Source organism: Pseudomonas sp. Z003-0.4C(8344-21), assembly GCF_900104975.1.
Taxonomy (GTDB): domain Bacteria; phylum Pseudomonadota; class Gammaproteobacteria; order Pseudomonadales; family Pseudomonadaceae; genus Aquipseudomonas; species Aquipseudomonas granadensis.
Window position 1 is genome coordinate 1,649,850 of the sequence record NZ_LT629756.1, and the last position, 19,305, is coordinate 1,669,154.

At 56.6% G+C, this 19,305-nt stretch carries 8 protein-coding genes; 6 read left to right on the forward strand and 2 right to left on the reverse strand.

Translation table 11 applies throughout. The features are described 5' to 3' along the window. Positions 1-214 precede the first annotated feature (214 nt). Complete coding sequence (pyk, locus tag BLU24_RS07665; RefSeq protein ID WP_090285716.1) at positions 215-1,666, reverse strand: pyruvate kinase; 1,452 nt, start codon at positions 1,664-1,666, stop codon at positions 215-217. Between the two features lie 172 nt (positions 1,667-1,838). On the opposite strand from pyk, the gene BLU24_RS07670 reads away from it, so the two are divergent. Continuing rightward, a complete protein-coding gene (locus BLU24_RS07670; RefSeq protein WP_093098895.1) occupies positions 1,839-2,225 on the forward strand; it encodes a tetratricopeptide repeat protein in 387 nt (128 codons plus the stop codon). Positions 2,226-2,453: 228 nt separating this feature from the next. Then, positions 2,454-2,813 carry a PilZ domain-containing protein gene (locus BLU24_RS07675; protein ID WP_093106512.1) on the forward strand — a complete coding sequence of 120 codons (360 nt, stop codon included), beginning with the start codon at positions 2,454-2,456 and terminating at the stop codon, positions 2,811-2,813. A gap of 93 nt (positions 2,814-2,906) precedes the next feature. Here the strand turns inward: BLU24_RS07675 and BLU24_RS07680 are convergent, their stop codons facing one another. Continuing rightward, on the reverse strand, positions 2,907-3,281 hold the full coding sequence (locus BLU24_RS07680) for a DUF6124 family protein (protein ID WP_093098898.1): 375 nt from the start codon (positions 3,279-3,281) through the stop codon (positions 2,907-2,909). Between the two features lie 324 nt (positions 3,282-3,605). Between BLU24_RS07680 and BLU24_RS07685 the strand changes: the two genes are divergently transcribed. The 4 genes from BLU24_RS07685 to BLU24_RS07700 all read left to right on the forward strand — a co-directional run bounded on the left by BLU24_RS07685 (position 3,606) and on the right by BLU24_RS07700 (position 19,282). Continuing rightward, positions 3,606-6,782, forward strand: a complete 3,177-nt coding sequence (locus BLU24_RS07685; protein WP_093098901.1) for a hypothetical protein — start codon at positions 3,606-3,608, stop codon at positions 6,780-6,782. A gap of 131 nt (positions 6,783-6,913) precedes the next feature. Then, positions 6,914-10,531 (forward strand): Tc toxin subunit A, encoded by a 3,618-nt coding sequence (locus BLU24_RS07690; protein WP_093098904.1) that lies wholly within the window; start codon positions 6,914-6,916, stop codon positions 10,529-10,531. Then, a complete protein-coding gene (locus tag BLU24_RS07695; protein ID WP_093098907.1) occupies positions 10,521-14,627 on the forward strand; it encodes a neuraminidase-like domain-containing protein in 4,107 nt (1,368 codons plus the stop codon). The genes BLU24_RS07690 and BLU24_RS07695 overlap by 11 nt, the downstream gene beginning before the upstream one ends. After that, positions 14,624-19,282 (forward strand): hypothetical protein, encoded by a 4,659-nt coding sequence (locus tag BLU24_RS07700; RefSeq protein WP_093098910.1) that lies wholly within the window; start codon positions 14,624-14,626, stop codon positions 19,280-19,282. The genes BLU24_RS07695 and BLU24_RS07700 overlap by 4 nt, the downstream gene beginning before the upstream one ends. Positions 19,283-19,305: the final 23 nt, after the last annotated feature.

Genomic DNA, 19,305 nt, shown 5'->3' on the forward strand with positions numbered 1-19,305 from the left:
CCGAGCTGTAATGCGTTATACATCGACCTGAAAGAATGGGTTGATTATGGATTCGGCGCAGAGCGATCAGGTCGCTGCAGTCCTGCAATATCCCCCAATCAGTTCCCTCTCCCCCTGGGAGAGGGCTAGGGCGAGGGGCTTTTGCTTTAGCGCTGGCAATAAAAAAGCCCCGCCATTCACATGGCGGGGCTTTCGTTTTTCAACTGCTGATCACTCAGACCTGCGGATCACCGACATGCAGGATCTTCATGCCGTTGGTGCCGCCGGTGGTGTGGTAGCTGTCGCCCTTGGTCAGGATGACCCAGTCGCCTTTTTCCACGACGCCGCGCTTGGTCAGTTCGTCGATGGCTTTCTGGCTGACTTCGTGCGGTTCCAGTGAGGCTGGATCGAACGGGATGGTGTAGACGCCGCGGAACATCGCCGCGCGAGCCTGGGCTTCGCGGTGCGGGGTGAACGCGTAGATCGGCACCGAGGAGCGGATACGCGACATGATCAGCGGGGTGAAGCCACTTTCGGTCAGGGCGATGATCGCTTTGACGCCCGGGAAGTGGTTGGCGGTGTACATGGTCGCCAGCGCGATGCTTTCGTCGCAGCGGGTGAATTCCTTGCCGATGCGGTGGCTGGAGGTCTTGCCGGTCGGGTGCTTTTCAGCGCCGACGCAGATGCGCGCCATCGCCTGCACGGCTTCCAGCGGGTACAAGCCAGCGGCGGATTCTGCGGACAACATCACGGCGTCGGTGTAGTCGAGCACGGCGTTGGCCACGTCGGACACTTCGGCGCGGGTCGGCATCGGGTTCTGGATCATCGACTCCATCATCTGGGTCGCGACGATCACCGCCTTGTTGTGGCGGCGTGCATGCAGAATGATTTTCTTCTGAATGCCCACCAGCTCGGCGTCGCCGATTTCCACACCGAGGTCACCACGGGCAACCATCACCGCGTCGGAAGCCTTGATCAGGCCGTCGAGGGTTTCGTCGTCAGCCACGGCTTCGGCGCGTTCGATCTTCGCCACCAGCCAGGCAGTGCCGCCGGCCTCGTCGCGCAGTTGACGGGCGTATTCCATGTCGGCGGCGTCACGCGGAAAGGACACCGCGAGGTAGTCGACTTCCATTTCCGCAGCGAGCTTGATGTCGGCCTTGTCTTTTTCAGTCAGGGCCGGCGCAGTCAGGCCGCCACCGCGACGGTTGATGCCTTTGTGGTCCGACAGCGGGCCGCCGATGGTCACGGTGCAATGCAAGGCGTCGTCAGTCTGCGTATCAACGCGCATCACCACACGGCCGTCGTCGAGCAGCAGCTCGTCGCCCACGCCGCAGTCCTTGACCAGATCCGGGTAGTCGATGCCGACCACTTGCTGGTTGCCTTCGGTCAACGGATGGCTGGTGGAGAAGGTGAACTTGTCACCGATCTTCAGCTCGATCTTCTTGTTGGCGAATTTGGCGATACGGATTTTCGGGCCTTGCAGGTCACCGAGCAGGGCGACAAAGCGGCCGTGCTTGGCAGCCAGGTCACGCACCAGCTTCGCGCGAGCCTTGTGCTCGTCGGGGGTGCCGTGGGAGAAGTTCAGACGGGCGACGTCCAGACCAGCCAGAATCAGCTGTTCGAGAACTTCCGGCGAGTTACTGGCCGGGCCAAGGGTAGCGACGATTTTGGTACGACGGACGGACATGCAAAGACTCCTGAGTTCAAGCGCCAGCGAAGGCTACTATGCTCGAAGGGTGTAGTCATTGTTCGTTTGCACTACTTATCGTTTTCTTTAGTGAACGCGGCAACTTCGGGACAAACGCGCCTGAAGATTTCCGACGGTGGGTCGATACAGAGCACAAGACAGGAGAACCCCCATGCGATTGTTGCCCATTGCCGCCCTTGCCCTCAGCGTCCTCGCCGTCACGGGCTGCACCCGTTGGTCGATGAACCATCATTTGAACAACGCCTACAGCGCCTATGATCGTGGCAATTGCGAGCAGGTCATGCTCGAGCTGTCCAAGGTCGAACGCGCCAGCCGCGCCCGCCCGTACGTGTGGCCGGAAGTGTCGATGATGCGCGGCCAGTGCCTGGAACGGCAGAAGCTCTACATTGACGCGGTGCAGACCTACCAGTTCATCATCGCTTCGTACCCGAACAGCGAATACGCCTACCGCGCCCGCGCGCGCCTGGAAACCTTGCAGAGCCTGGGCCATTACCCGACGCGCAGCGCTGCTGCCGTGGTGCGCCCGACGCGTTTCTGACGACAGGGATACCGTACAAATCTGGCCGTGTGTACAAGCTCAGCTATAGTCAGATAACCCGGATCCAGCATACAAGCAGAGATCCGGAGCAACACCTGCAACTGGTCAGCGGTAAGGTGACGGCGACTTGGCGACCGGCACACCGGAAGCGGGGAGAGCGGCCCGAGTACGGGACGTTCCGAAGCAAAGGTGCGGCTCCGTGATGGAGCCTTGCATGGCGAACTGCGCATGTTTACCGACCGCCGGATCGAACGGCATCAGCTGCCGTACTTCCTCAGGGTGTTCAACACCGTCACCGACAAACCCATTGGCTTTCTGGGCAACCTGTCCCAGGACGGGCTGATGTTGATCAGCCAGTTGCCGATGATGGTGGGCGCCGATTTCAATCTGCGCCTGAAAATCCCCATGGATGGGAACCGTCAGCAGGTGATCGATCTCAATGCCTGCTGCCTGTGGTGCCACGAAGATGCAACCCCCCAGCACTATGACGCCGGCTTCAGCCTGCAACGGGCACCGCCGGAGTATGGACAATTGGTCGAGGCACTGAAGCAGTACTTCAGTTTTCAGCCGTTGCCTGCTTCGGCCTGAACAGCAAAAGATCGCAGCCTTCGGCAGCTCCTACAGGGGAAACGCATTCCAAATGTAGGAGCTGTCGAAGGCTGCGATCTTTTGATCTTGACATCACGCTACCGCGATCGCCCGCTCCTGATCCAGCGCCTTCTCCGCCAGCAACAAGCCCATCTCGCTAAACTGATAAATCGCCATCGCCAGATGCCGTGGCTTGTCCTCGAGGCTGTCCGCCAGGTCGAGCAGCAGAATGCTGACCGAAGAAAAGGTTTCGTAGGTTTGAATCGCCATCGCTTCGGGATTGATGTCGGGCGCGACCATGAACATCTGCATGCCGCGATCGACGGAATTGCACGAAGGCGGGGCGGCGGGTTTGAGATAATGGTCGAGGGCTTTTTCGGTGGCCTCGTGAAGCTTGGTTGAATCGGGGGAAGCGTAGGGGGAAGTCGAATCTTCGGTTTCCGGAGGATTGGGTGTTGGTTTGATCATTGTCTGCACACTCATGGTTGGGGCATCCACCTCTTCGCGACTAAACGAAAAGGGTGGCGGCTGTAAGCAGGTTTAGTCGACCGGGAGTGCACAAACCGGCGCGCCCTGAGGCGCCCTGCGAACAGCCACCGTGTAGGCAACGGCGCAACCCGCTGTAGCCGGGTGTTAATGGCTGAAGGACGTCAGCATGTTGCGGTGTGGGAATAGTTACCGTTGGTCGGGACTGTCAGAGTTGACAGGTGATGGAAAAAATGGAGAGGCATTAGATGGTTTGACGAACTTTTACCTGCAGCATCGCCACCCGGAATAGTCTTGGAGTCAATTATGGACAAAGAAAATGACGACGAAAAACAAGAGCTGCGCGACGGATTGCAAGGCGTTTCTGGAATTGCTGATGACACCGAGAGCGTCCCCGCAATCATTGAGCGACGTGGCGAAGGCGATACTGAGCCTGCGAAACCTTTTTTGACTGACCGTCCTCTGGTAGCTCCTGGACCCAAAGCCTTCATTTCTCGTCTCAGGGGATATGGGCTAGCAATCCCCAACGTTGGCACATGGCACATCATACAATTTGATTTTCATGGCCCAAACGGAGCATACCAGTCGAGGCAGACAAGGAGCTTTCCTTACGCAACCGATTTCGACATGGCCGCCGGACAATGGGAAATTCATTACAGAAAATATGTCGATAACAAGTGGTGGGATTGGTACAACTCCACTCCCTTTTTTACCGCAGACCCACCGACTATCACTACACCGCCCGGAACGGTTTTCGAGACGGATTACCCGACGATTGAGGGCAAAGGTCTGCCATGGGCTACTTTTCAGCTCTTTCGCCACCAAGGAAATGCGCTCGGTGCCAGGGTCACGATAGGTCCTTCCGGGGATTGGTCGGTCACTGCAACGGATCCCTTGGAGGAAGGGACCCATCCGATTGCAATTGCACAAACCTACGGTGGCTGGAACGGGACGATCTTCGGTGGCCCACTCTCTATCACGATAAAATTTCCGGATCCTGTCATTGACTCACCAAGAACGGGTGACGTGATACGAGAGCGCAAACCGGTGATCTCCGGTAAGGGCCATACTGGCGCGACAATCAATATCTACAGGGCTAATAACGGAACGCCAATCTATGGAACCGGCACCGTTCGAAACGGACAGTGGAGCATACCGCTGACGACACCGCTTCCCGCCGGACCGTTCACGATGATTGCCGTCCAGATATATGCTGGAGAAACGAAATGCTCCAGCAACGTACCTGTTTCCGTTTTGCCTTATTTGCCTGTCATTACCCAGCCTGCCGACCAATCCTTACAGAGCCGTTCATTCTTGCTCAGCGGAACCGCAGGCGAGGCCGGGACCACCATGAAGATCTATGTCGATCTGATTGATGTGGTGGTCGGCACGCTTCCATCGGTAACAGGCGATGCCTGGACGGTACCGGTCGTTATCCCGGCCAGTTTCCCCCCCGGGGAAATCCGCCTTGCCGCTGAGCAGACGTTGGGAGTGCCCTCCGATCGAAGCTTTTATCGGTCATTTAAAATAAGGCCTGACAGAGTTGCGTCGCTCTCCGCCACGGTCGACGGCAATGCGAAGGTCACTGTCCAAGGTTCTGGAACCGTAGGTCTTACGCTTGATATCCACTATGTAGGTAACGAAACGCCTATCAAGTCGTTCACCGTGGACAGCAATCCATGGAGCAAGGATTTCCCTGATTGGTTACCCAGTGCTACGCAATATAGTATTGGCGCGCGACAAAGCACCCCAGGCGGCGACAATCAGCCCATCTATTCGGACTGGACGGAAGTGGCGGCGACCTTCACTGTCGCAGTGCCTGTGCCGACATTAAGCTATCGCGTCAATTCGGAGGGCATCCCCACCTTCTCGGGAGCGGGCAGGAACTGGCCTGAACAGGCGGCTTGCCGAATAGAAGTCCGGTTGAACAACACTGACGTTCCCATTGTGCCCATTGTCGAAGTGACGGGAAGTGGAACCTGGTCTAGTGCAGCATCTGAACGTTGGGCTCCCGGTACTTATTCGGTAATCGCCCGGCAACTGTTTGGGACGCTGTCATCGACATCGGTGCCGGCTATTGCCGTCGTCATACCAGCACCTTTGGTCGTCATCGAGAAAGTGGCCGAGAACGGATTGTTTCCGCAGTTCTCTGGCCAATGCTGGCCGGGAGCTGTGGTGACGATCACGTTCAGTGACAACGATGATCTCCATCCCGTCCCGGACATCGATACTGACGGGAAATGGACATTCCAGCGGCCGGCAGCCTTCAGCCCGGGCAAGTTCACGGCCAGCGCCACGCAGACCTTCGGCGGGCAAACCTCCCACCCGGTGTCCATGTCGTTCGATGTCCCGATGAGCGTACCGGTAATTACTCCACCACCCGGTGGGCAAACGGAATACTTACCTGTGCTGCACGGCACGGGCGGGATCGATGGCTGCCTGATTCAGGTGTTGGACTTTGTGACCCATGAGGTGCTCGGGGAGGTGGTCGCCACAGCTGACAACTGGACGGTGGAACTCACGGAGCTTGATTACACGAGTCATACCGTTTTCGCCATGCAGAGCCTGGGTGACATTAAGTCGGCCGGTGAGCCGGTCATGTTCAACGTGGTTCTGTTTGCACCAACGCTCAACCTTGCACTCTCGCGCACGTCCGTCCCCCGGACCTTCATGGTTGAGGGCTATGCGCGACGGGGGAAGGGGTTCGACCGGACTGAGGTCGAGTTGTACCTCGGCGACGCTATGCAGCCTCGTATCCATCCGCGTTTTGCCGATGGCTATTTCGAACGCCGTGTCACGTTACCGCTGGGCCCCTGCGAGCTAAAAGCCAGACAGTTCTTCAAGGATCAAATATCGCCGTTTACCGATGATCTGGAAATCACGGTCGTTCCCGACAAAGCGCGCATCGAAACGCCCGGCGTTGATGAGGCTGTGGGGCAGCTACTGAATGTCTGCGGATTCGGACACCCCGGCGACACGGTCGTGGTGGCGCTGGCCGCCGCTATCGAACCACTGTTGGGAACAGCAGTCGTCGAGGAGAACGCTACCTGGTTCTGTCAGGTTGTCCTCCCCGAAACGGCGGGTGGACTGTCCATTGTCACTGAGCAGCGCAATGGTATTTACGTCTCGGGATGGTCGACGCCCAGAAAGCTCGAGTTGCTTGACGTAGAGCCACGGTTTACGGCGCCCTCAGAGGGCGCGTGGACGTCTCAAACACCCGGGTTCGCTGGGGACGCACGGACAAACGCAAGCGTTGATGTCTGTGCGTGGTATGACTTGGGGACGAACTGGGCCGAAAACCTGGACGGCTCTGATGGCAGTTGGGCCGGCACGTCTGAGTATGGTTTGCCTGAAGGCCCGAACTGGGCTCGGGCCGTACAGATCATCGCGGGGAAACGCTCCATGCCAGCCGACAGCAAACGATTCGAAGTGGCGTCGCCTGATGAGACTCCCACGCAAGCCCCTCAACCGCCACTAATCTGACCGGGGGTCATGTCTACTGTCATTTATGACAGTAGACGTTGCACGGCTGATGCTGCCAAATATTGTGCAGGAACAACGAAAACTCGACCGTTCGTTCACTTTGCATCCGTGTTTGCCCCAGGAGCGTCACCATGACTCAGACTCCCGTTCAAATCGCTCAAAAGATGTTCGCTGAAACGGTTCGCAAGCCCAAGCGTTCGTCTTCGACGGCACTGGCACGTTTTTTCGAGGCGGGAGGGTCGGTCGCCGTACTGGCGCACAAGGGCATCGACGGGTTGATACGCGATTATGCTCTGAACCGGCAAGAGGCCAGCGAGTTTCAGCAGCGTCTCAATGTCTTGTCCACGGTGGTGCTAAGGCACTTCATCGAACATCAATTGACCGGCAAGGACGCCAGGGACGTCGCGCGAGGGGGGCTCGACAACGGGCCGACTTACAGTTTGCTGTTCAAGCCGAACTTCGAAACATTGTGCGTGCCGGGTGCAATCGAGGCCATTCACTCGCCTGGGGCGTATCTGACCGCCCTGTTTCATTGGGCATTGCACCGGCTCGGTGTGACAAACGGCGGATTTCCACTGAGTGACCGGCGCACGGATCTCGAAAGATTGAAGATCGATGTCAATGCTGTCCATGGCGTGGTGTCGTCGGTAGAAGTGATCAGTAACATCATGGAAAACTTCATTACCGACACGCTCGGAACCATTCAGGATCTTGACAAGGCGCTTAGCGAGCAGGCTTTTCCCAGAGCGCTGCCCTTCCACTGGCCTTGGGTCACGCTTGATCAGGTGATGAACGGGCATGGCGAGTCGGTGGGCAATGTGGTGCGGCTGTGCGATTTGCAGTATCCGTACTTTCTTCGCTCGGCACCATGGAGTGCCAAGTCGGATGCGGCACTGATTCAGGCATCGCGACTGAGTCCTTCTCAGCGAATCCTGGTAACTGAAAGCGCCTGTTTTCCGGACGGAGCTGCAGAGTTCTACCAGAAATATTTCGGTCTCCAGCTGGAGCATGGGGGCGATCTGGCGAATGTCAGCCTTTTCAACGAAAGAGCGAAGCTAGATACCGCGAGTCTTGAGGCACTGCTTTCATTAGAGGGTTTCTCAACCTCGCTGTCTGCAAATGCACCGGGCTATGGCAACGGCGACACCCTGGTGAACGGCAAGGATTTCGGATCGGTTTTCATTCATGAGGCAACGGATCCACCCATTACCATCCGTAACCCTGACACAGGAGATTTCCTCAATTGCTTCGTGGACATGACCGACGACCGCATTGACCGCATCAATCGAATAGTGCGACTCAATGACTGGTTGGGGCTGGAGCACCATGAAACCGATCAACTCATCGTCGCGGCAATGCTCGCCGAACATCCGTCGCCCGCCCCGACTCGCTACTGGATAACGCCAGACACCCTGCGGGCCCTTGGCCTGTTCCAGCAGTTGCGCGAAGGGTACGGCTGTACGGCAGAGGAATGCGCCGTGTTCATTGCGCAGATTTCTGTTTTCGGACGGGGCACGGAACGTTCGCAATACGACCGGATTTTCAATGGCACTTCTTTCAATACGCGTCCGTTGGTGCTCGATGATCGAGCTGTTCCGATCATCCCGGTGACTGCTGAAGATCTGCTCACGGTCAATCAGTTATGCGCGGGTCTGGGCATTGATTTGCAAGCTTATTTTTATATTGCCAATCTGGTCGCTGCCGCTCATTGTCTGACTCATCTCAAGCTCAGCCTGCCGATTGTTTCCAGTTTTTATCGCTTGGTCAGACTGCCCCGTTTACTCGGCATCACATCAATCGAGGCGATCCTGTTACTGAACCTGATGGGAGGTCAGGCATGGGTAGACGCGTTGGCCGGCGTGCCACAGATCAACAGCCAACAATTGGTGGATACCCCGGACGTACTCAGCGTGATCCACGCATTGATGGACTGCGTGCAATGGGCTTACACCGCTCAGTTATCCGTGGACTGGGTGGTGCAACAGGCAACGGCCTGGCCACCGGCACAACCTGATGCCAGGCAACTCACACTGTTCGATCAATGGCGTCGCCAGGCCCCTGCGGTTCTGATGACGGAAGACACGCTGAAACTGGCTGGCGCCCCTCCCTTGTCCAATAATCGTCAGTGGTTGCGTGCGCTGGTGGCGTTGGTGGACGAATACGGGCTGATTCGTGATTTCGTTGAATCAGCGGATAAAAACTATGAAGCCCATGCCCGGGAAATGACGGGACGGGCCGTGGTGCAGGAGACGGGTAGCCTCGATATCGCGCTGGTCGAGCTGATTGTGGCGGAGCTGTTACGTTGCCGCGCCGGTCAGAATATTGTCGTGCAGGAGAAGTTGGCCGCGTATAGCGGTCTGAAGCCTGATCTGGTTCTGCAAGTGCTTGGCTGGGCCGGCGCGAATGTGCATTACGTATTGGCTCAAGTGCTCGCAATGCCGCAGGACGCTAACGACAGCAGTATTGTCCGGCGGCGGGAGGAGCCGCCGAGTGATCCTTTTCTGCAGATGTTGGCCGAGTTCTCACGACGCAGCGCCGCGGTCGCAATGCTGGAACTGAGCGGTGAATTCCTGACTTACTTCATCACGACCGGATACAGCCAATGGTTCGGTGAAAGACAAGTCGCTGCGTTTGACCTTTCATCGCTTTACTACCTGACGATCTACAAGCGTGCCCTGGCCATGAGCAGTCAGCCTGAAGCCAGGCTGATTGACTATCTGCGCCGAATCAACGCGCTGCCAGCCCAACTGGGAAATCACGGTCTTGAGCTGGTTCAGGCGCGGGCGGCAAAGTGGTTGGCCGAACTGGTTAATTGGAGCGTGAGTGAAGTGCAGGCCTGCGCCACACATGTGAACCCGTCAAAAGGCCTGATCGTAAACATGCCACAGTTGGATGTGCTGACGCGCGTGTGCTTGCTTGCCAAAAAAACCGGTCAGAATGCCAAGACCCTTCTCGAACTCGGGACGTTGCCTGCCGACAGCGAATACGCTCTCTACGCCCAAGTGGCAGACCGCGTCAGAAGCAGCCTGACGAACGTTGTCGAGCCGCCTTATGAAGCCGGCATCAGGTCCGTCGACGTGGATGTAGTCGTCGGTTGGACTACCGTTCCTGATCCCGTCAAATTGATCGCCAACAAACCTGATGAATCGGCAGAGTTTACCGTGACGGTAAATAATCGCCTGGGCGTTCCACGAGTGAACGTCAATGTTCATTGCGCGAGCGCGCTGGGCCGGTTTGAGCCTTCAATGGTCACTACGGACAGCACCGGCACGGCAAAGGTGAAGTTTTTCCCGGATGGCCGCATGGGCACCGTAACTCCCACTTACAGGCTCGACCTGGATGACGAGGTGGCTGCGCCGAACATCGAGATCGGTCCGGATTTGGGCACACTTCAGGTAAAACCCGAGAACTCTTTACCTTCACCCGCAGGTACGGTGCTGGTCGGTACTGCGGTGACCTGCCGCGCCGTTGTTCGAGACAACTACGACAACCCCATATCCGGCGCCTCGCTGATTTGGACATTTGAACCGTTGATCATGCTTGAGACCAAAACCATCTCGGACAGTCGAGGGTATACCGAGGTGACATTCACCAGTACCGAGGCGGCCAAGGTCAAGGTCAAGGCGACGGCAGGAAATCTGTCTGCCGCCACGTTCCGGGATGTGACGTTTGTCGAAACCCTTCCTTCGCGCCGGCGAGTGTCCGACACGCAAACAACAACAGTGACGGGAGATGGTTATGCTCAATGAACAATCGGGTCAACTGTCTGCCCTGCGCCGCGATGCGTTGATTGATTTTTGCCTTCACGCAAAGCATTCCAAGGCGGATCTGCCGTTACCGATGAAAATTCAGTCGGCGGACGATTTATGGGAGTGGTTGCGCTCCGATCCGCTGAACAGCGCTGAGATTGAAACCTCCAGGGTGGCGGAAGCAGTGAGCTGCCTGCAGGCTTACCTTCATGCGGTGTTCCAGAAGCTCGAGCCTGGTTTCGACGAACGCGAATTTGATCCCGATCTGCTGGAGGAGTGGGACATTGCCGGCAGTTACGGTCCCTGGTCGGCCAGCATGCTGCTGCGGTGCACACCGGAGGATTACATCACGCCTTATGTGCGCATACGTAAATCCGAGTTGTTCAAGGCACTTGAGAGTCACGTGAACCAGACATCGATCACTGACGATTCGGTGCTCAAAGGCGCGCAACGCTACCTGCGCAGCTTTGAAGAAACCTGCAACCTGAACGTTTTGACCGGTTACCTGGACGGTGCAAATCCGCTGAACACTCGCTACTACCTGGTGGGCAGGCAGCGCGTTGCACCTTATGGCTGGTTCTGGCGTGAGGCGAGAATCGAACTTGCGGTCGACTCGCCTTCTGTCAATCCGACCGCGTGGCGAGAGTGGAAAGCGGTCGATATTCCCACCGATGTGAGTGTGCTGGACTGTCGAGTGGTCTATTGGGAGGGGCGGCCGTGCATGGTCTGGGTTCAGTGGCGAGCGGGTGTTTTCGATAACGCTGGTCAGTTGCAAACACTCCATGAGCTGGAGGTCATGGTGGCGTTCATAGCACTGGACGATAGCTGGTCGCCGCCCATTCGTTTGCATCTGCTCCAGACGGATCTGGACGTTTCAAAGGGTTGTCGTCTGGTGGCGGTCGTACTGCGCGACGAAATCGATGCCCTGTACCCCAAAGGTCGGCTGGCCGTGCATTTGACCAATGCGCAGCCCGGCACCAGTTTACCGTCGCGGCAATCTGTCGCGATTTATGAAACCCGTGATTCGCTGTTTCGCAAAGTAAAGGACGAAACCGCTGTCATGGATTACTTGGCCAATCATCTGTTTCGCGATTCCCGCACGCTTCAGCAAAAAATGCAGCCCACGCTTTTCCCTTCCGTTGACAGCCAGATTACACAAGTTGGCACGTTGGCAGAGTACCTGGGCATCAAGGCTTATATCGTTCGCAATACCACGGACTATTCGCTTTGGGTCCAGGGCTTTTGCGCCCATGTGCCGCGTGTCAGCGGCACGGATGTGCAATTCACGCTGGACATTCAAAATGATACCGGTGATGACCCAGAGCCCCTCGTTGCCAATTACCCGAGGAAAGGAGGATGGGCAACCCCATGGCAGGAAATCAAAAGACCGGCGTTCAACAACAGCACGATTACCGTGAAACTCACGGGTACTAACAGCGGACAGGGCTTCGGTGAGCGAACCATCACCCTGACGGTGCCTGCTGCGCTTGGACATCATGGGCCTCTACCGTTTATCCATGACACCGATGCGCAGGGCGCTCAGTTTCTGGCATTCAATCAACCAGCGAATGTACTGAAGCTGAAATACGTTCGGCTCAATACGTTGATCGGTCACGAACTGGTACTGCGCGCCAGCGTGTCGATCGGGGCATTGCTGGATCGGGCGACACAGTTCCCGCAAGAACCCCCTTTGCCAGACAAAGAGACCGAACCGAATGGCCCGTTCGACAGCGCCAACGGCCTGTTTTTCTGGGAGTTGTTTTTTCATCTGGCGCACTTGATTGCCGCCCGCTTGCGTGACGAAAACCGCTTTGAACAAGCCCAGCGCTGGCTGCATTACATATTCGATCCGAGGTCTCCAGCCAAACCGGCGCAAGGCGATATTCCTGCGAGACCTGCCTACTGGCAATGCCGGCCGTTGGATACCCCAAAGCCTGATATCGCTTATGAAGTCTTCGCGCCGACGGATCCGGATGCCATTGCCTATTCCTCACCCCGGCACTACCAGATTGTTATTTTCTTCGAATATGTAAACAACATCATGGCTTGGGGCGACTGGCTTTTTCGTCAGATGACCCAAGACTCATTGACCGCTGCCAAGCTGCAGTATGTCCGGGCCAAATCGCTGATGGGGCCAAAACCGGATACGCGCAGTATCAATCTCTGGACACCGCAAAAACTCGGTGATCTTGTCAAAGAGATGGAGACGCGGCCCGCTCTGGCAGAGTTTGAGAAGACATTGCTGCTGCAAGCTGAGGAGTTGCCTGTCAGTGCCCCGCGCGCTCCGCATCCGGGCGTGTATGGCACGAGTTCTTTCAAAATACCGCTTAGTCCCCGACTGCTGACCTTCTTTCGACTGCCCGATGAGCGGATCGATAACATCCGCCATGGCAGGACAATCGACGGAAAACGTGCTGCGATTCCTCTTTTCTCCGCCATGGACCCAATGGCTTTGCTGAACCGATTGGCCGCTGGCAATGCCGGGCCGGTGCGACCCATGGGCGGACAACTGAGGGTAGCGGCGTTTCGCTGGCCGGTATTGTTCGATTGCGCGTTGCAGATGGTGCAGCACTTGCGTGATCTGGCTGGCGAGGTGCTGCGCCTGCTCGAGCAACAGGACCGTGTCGAGCAGGAAGAAATGCAACAGCGTCATCTCACCGAACTGGGCGACTTCGCCCGTCGGGCGCAGGAGGAATCCATCGCACGTGAAGTCGAAAGTCTGACGGCACTGCAACACAGCAGAGGCATGGCAGAAGAGCGTGAGCAGCATTACGCCGATCTGTACGACAACCACATTTCGCCTGATGAATTCAAAGTCTTGGATCATGCGGAAGTGGGCGCAGGCCTCGTCTCCGCGGCCACCGGTTTCAGGATGGGGGGGGCGGTCGTCCATGCGTTTCCCAATATCTTCGGTCTCGCCAATGGCGGTCAACAGCCGGGATATATGTACGATGCCGTGGGGTTCGGCTTCCAGATCGCAGCTGATGTGTTACAGGCCAAAGCCAACAAGACGGCCACCTCCGAAAGTTACCGTCGCCGTCGGCATGAATGGCTTTTGATGCGAAATCAGGCCGTTGCGGAAAAAAACGCGATCAGTGCCCAGATCGCCGCCCAGGAGCGGACCATCAAGGCGGCAAGGATTAACCTGGAACATACCCTCGCGGCCAACGCTCAGACGTTGAAGTTGTTTGAGTTCTTGCAATCGCGCGCAACCAATCTGGAGTTGTATCAGTGGTTGATGGGGCAGCTGCAGACCTTGCATTTTCAGGCATATGACGCTGCTGTGGCAGTCTGCCTGAGCGCTCAGGCAGCCTTACGCGCGGAAACCTGCGAGTTCGATGCCTTTGCGCTGAATATTGATGTGTGGCGCGACCAGCGTCGCGGATTGACGGCTGGCGCTGCATTGCATGCCGGTTTGTTACGCATGCGTTCGGAGTATCTGCAACACCATGAGCGGCGCCAGGAAATCGTCAAGACGGTTTCGTTGCAACAGCTTTTCGACGACCCGGCAACCCGGCAAAACGGCTTTGTTGACTGGGCGGATGCGCTCGATCACTTGGTGACGACGGGTGCACTGGATTTCGAATTTACTCAACTGCTGTTCGATCGTGATTACCACGACCACTATTGCCGACAGATCGCTCGCATTGAAGTCACGCTGCCGGTACTCACCGGCCCCTTTGAAAATGTCGTGGCAAATCTGCTGCAGGTCGGCAGCTACATCGCCACAAAACCGTCCTTCGAATCGGTGGAGTATCTGCATTCCGCAGAAGGGGTGGCGCCTGCCGATGTGCTGATCAATCTAAGCAGTGGGCAACAGGTTTGCCTGTCCACCGGACTGGATGATCCCGGTGTGATTTCTCTCAGGCCTGACGAAGGCATGACCCTGCCATACGAAAATACCGGCGCCGTGTCGCGCTGGCAGATCGGGTTTCCCTGGCCTCTGAAGAAAAAACCGGTGCTTTTGTCGCTGACAGACATTGTGATCAAGATCCATTACACGGCCAAGGTTGGGGATCTGGCTTTTTCCAAAAAGGTTCAGGAGCTGGTGAATCAGGCGGATGGGAAGATCCAGGCGAAGGAGAAGCAATCATGAACATGAGAGCGATCGACACGGATCACAATTTCGTGAAAAACCACGATATGCAGCAAGGCTATGAGCATTGGGACGATGTGAGCAATCCGGGGGGCGTCGGCATCAGGCATGACCGCTGGGGTGACGAAATGGTATCGATCATGACGCTTACCAATGCGGCGGCGGTTCGTCAAATGATGATCGTGCCGATCGAGCAGCAAGCTGATGCCCGTTATCACTTACGTTTTCTCTACGAAAACACCTACCCGTCATCAGCCGGCCAAGTGGTGGTCAACAAAAAAGGCAGTACTCAAAAGCTCGATATCGAATTACCGGCGAAGACTGGACTGGACAACGCCGATCCGTTGACCGTTGATCTGCTCGAGAGGCAAGTGGAACTGCCGGAGACGTTGGGCCTGCAAGCCGGCGATGAACTTGTGATCAATCTGATCAGCCCGAAACAAATCGCGGGCGACGACGCTTCTGCGGAAATTCGCCTGACCGGGTTCTTTCTGAATCTGCATCTGCCTGCGTTGGCGCTGGACGCCGTTGTCATTGATGATCGCCACTTCTTGTCAGGAAGTGTTTTTCCTGTTTGCCTGGGAGCCACCGGGAATCAAAGGCATACGCTGGGTTTCGAGGTGAAGCCCGTAAGCCTTTGGCATGATGCGAGCCTGTGGGTTGTGGACAATCCGTTGGACGCAATCACCAGTGAGCCAGTGATGGGTAAAAGCCAGCCGATCGATCGGCCCTGGTGGCTGGATTGTCCGGATTTGCCAGGTGATGAGCCTCGCGAATTGGAGGCGATGATCTACAGCAAGTACTCGGCGCCACCTTGCCCGCTGCGGGTTTCCTGGGGGCATCATCGGCTGGAGCTGATCGCCCTCAAGGAAGCGCAGACGTACCCGGTCATTGAGTATGCCCAATCGGTCGAGCTGCAAGTTCAAGTCCGGTCTTTTTACACCCAGGCACCGGTAGCACGAGAAGTCTGCTGGAGTACCGGGGATGGGAAGAATACGATCCTGCACCGAGTGTCTACCGATGCTCACGGTCGAGCGTCCTTCCAATACACGCCAACGGACGCAAACGTGAGCGAGATTAGGGCTTCCGTTACCAGTCTTCTGTCCGAAAAGGGTGAAGCCACGCTTACCTTCAAGGTGCGAGCGTTTGATATCGATCCGTTCAAAACTTTGCGGGCCCGGTTTGATAACGGATTACCCGTTATCTGGGGAGAAAAACTCCGCTACCCGGAGCGAGGAGAGCCATTCCTCGTCAATCTGGACATTCCTGCAGGCCATCCTCTAAACGATGCTGACTTTTCCCTGGTCTGGGGAGAGGGCGATTTGCCAACGGATCTGGGAGCAAGCTGTCAACCTGCCTTCGGGGACCCAGCAGCGGTCGCCGGCAATACGGTGCTCTGGACGGCAAATTTCGATGACAAACGCGACGGTTTTTTTCACTGGGTCCTTGGTTGTTCCAGGTTGCAGCATGCATCGCCCGGCAATGCCCTGTCATTGGCGTACAACAGAGTCCAGATCGGTAAGACCTGGGGGCCAAGCAAGTCGCCGGTCAAGGATGAAGACGACGTCGTCACTTGCATGGTGCAGGTGCAACGGCGCGATGGACAGCCTGTCAGCAACGCAGACGTCGAGTTTGAGACGCCGACCGGTACGGTCAGATCCATCACTGGCATGAATGGCTGGGGGAGTGTGGATCATCAGCCAGACATTGCCAGTGCTTACGTGATCACCGCGCGGGTCCAGCGCCACGAGGGTGCGCCTGTGGCGGAACATGTTTTTTCCGTCAAGGCGTTGCCAACCAGTGCCTGGAAAGAACAAGTCGTCTTCTCTCTGGACGAGAAGCCGCTTGATAGGGCGCTGCTGGGTGTGATCTGTCGACGAGGAAGGACATATAGACTGCGCATCGATCCCGTTGCAGGCAGCGGCTTTATCAACCAATTGATTGCATTGGATTGGGGCCCGCAAGTGGACCCTTTGCCAGGGTTCACAATGAATCCGTTACCCGGTGTAACCCGATCAATGGATGCCAGCGGCCTCGAATGGATAATCGGCTCGGGCACCGATATCAGTGGACTGTCGAGTCTGATGTTCACCAGTTCGCATGTGCCGGAAACACGTGAATTCCCTCTGCGGTTGCTGGGTGACAATCTCGCAACAGAAACCCGGGTGATGCTTGATCATGTTTCGGCCGTACCGGGTACCGACACGCTTTACCCCTGCCTTTGGGCCAGCCACCAATGTGCACTTATGCCATACGGGGTCAGTGCGTTGCACGGATTGGCGGTGAAGACCGCCATTGCACCGATGCCATCCGGGTTGGAGATCGTTCCCCCGCTGACCATCGATATTGTCATGACGGCAGGTGGGGCGCGCAGGGAGCTGAATTTTGCCGATAGCTCGGAAGATGCAGAAATGACGTTGACCGAGACCGTCATGTTCGGTGACGAGCAGCTGACGGCGCGTACCCAATTGAAGCTGGGCCACAATAAAATCAAAGTGGTTGCTGCACGCGGGCCGGCCATTGATCCGATATTGGACAAGGGCCAGCGTGCACGCGTGCAAGCGCGCTTCTACTCGGCTTTTAAAAATCGACCGGTTGAGTCTGCGCAAGTTGGATGGCGGGTCGGGAGTGCAGATCCGGTCAACTCTCCGACCGGTTCAAATGGCTGGTCAGTGTATGACGCACCGGCGCAAACCGCGCCTACCAGTGACGTATGTGCTACTGCGCTCAATCTTTATGATCAAACAACAGCCGAACAGCATTTTAAACTCAAGACGTTGTCGACCGACCCATGGACAAGCCTGCGGCTGACCACTGCTTCATCCGATCAGCTTTGGGCGCAACGCGCTCTTTTTCCGAGGCGCGGCGAGAGCCTCAGCTTTTATCTTCGGGCCGACGACAATAATCCGTTGCGCCATCAAACGCTGGCAGTTGGCCTGAATCATCCAGACCCAAGCGAGCTCGAGCTTGAGTTCGTCGAGCAATTGGGTGAGTTCCGCAATTGGACGAGCGAGGGACTGGAGTGCTCGTTCAGCGCGGGCGATGTCAAGGACGGCAGCGTGTCTGTCCGATTGGCTGCCAGTCGCTTGCTGGAATTGTCTCCTCCCCAGCCCATGTCATTGGGCTCCCACGCCATTGCCGCGAACATCACAGCGAGTTCCGGTGTGCTTCAGATAGTCCAGTGGGGCGAGCCCGTTGTTTGCGAGTTGGGGGTGACGAGTGCCTTGACTGGCCGGGCTATGGCAAATGCGCAGGTCAAGTGGGAACGAGGGGAGCATGAGCCGGTGGTTACGAACACCGGTTTTCGTGGCTCGACGTGGTTCAGCTTCATACCCGACTTCCCCGGTCCAGGCGCAGTTTGTGCTTCGGTAGTGGGCGGCGCTGATCTGGAATATGTCGACTTCCATTACGTAATGGATGAGCCTCGCAAGATGGAAGCCCTTCTCGCCGATACGCCAAGCGGACATCCGGGGCAGGAGGTCTCCGCACACGCAGTTGTGATTTCCGCTCGTACAGGCAAGCCCTTGATGGGTATCGAGGTGGAGTGGGAATATCCGGGCATCAAGATTGCCCCGACGAAAACCGATGACACCGGCAAGGCCAATGTCACGTTCAGGTTACCGCCGATCAGGGAAGGGTGGTTGTTTGCCCATGTGAAGGGGGGCTACGCCGGATGGGAGGCCAGAAGGATGATGTTTACAGCGATTCCGAATTCGAACACGTGGTTGCAGGAGTTTACGCTTTGGCTCAATGGCGAAGAGGTGGACCTCGACGGTGGAAAGCTGATTCTGACACGCGCCTTGGCCTATGACCTGGAATTAAGGGTGAGGAAGCACAGCTGGTTGATTGGTTGGGCGAAGGTGGCGCTGGAAGATGTAACTGGGGTTGAGGAGTTGGGCTTGAGATTTGAGCCTGAACTGAAAACCTTGCATTCGGTCGACGGAGAACCTATTCGTTGGAACGTTTCAGCAGAGGTTTCCGGGCCAGTTGGCGAGTTTATGCTGAAGTTGACGAGCCCAGATCTTCCGGATCGTTTGTTGCCAGGGCATTTATCTGATTCTGACCTCGATAGTCAGTTTGAGATGGAATGCAACGGCGTTTCGACGGCGCTCGGTGAAACGGCTTTTCCTTGCCTTGGCGCTAATAACCTTGTCAGGGTCCGAGTGAAGCCGGAAAGTCCATTGATCGGATGTGCGGTGGTTTGGGTGTGGGAAGGCGATAGCGCCGAAAGTCTTGCAATAGAGGTATATCCGCCGGATAGAGACACGCTGGGTACAGACTGGATTTCGTGGACGCTTGATGCCAAGAAAAGTACAAAAAATGGCAATTTTTCATTGCGTTTGCAAGATGCTTCGGGAACGTGGATCACGAACTCACCGCTGGCAATGTCGTTGGGGCATCACTTGGTGTCCGCTGAACGATGGGAAAACAAATACGATGGCCCGATCTATTTTTATGAGGAGTACGGAATCAGGGCAATTTCAAGTTTCTTGAATGTACCGGCTGCAAATGTGGAAGTGGCTGTCTATCGAAATTATTCAACGTCACCAGAATTTCGCTTCACCAACGTCAGAGGAGATGTAGTTATCACGACGACCACGGGTGAACATATCAGCTTTAAAATCACAAATCGTTACAACGGCACCGTTGTATAGGTCGTGTGATACATCTGTATGGC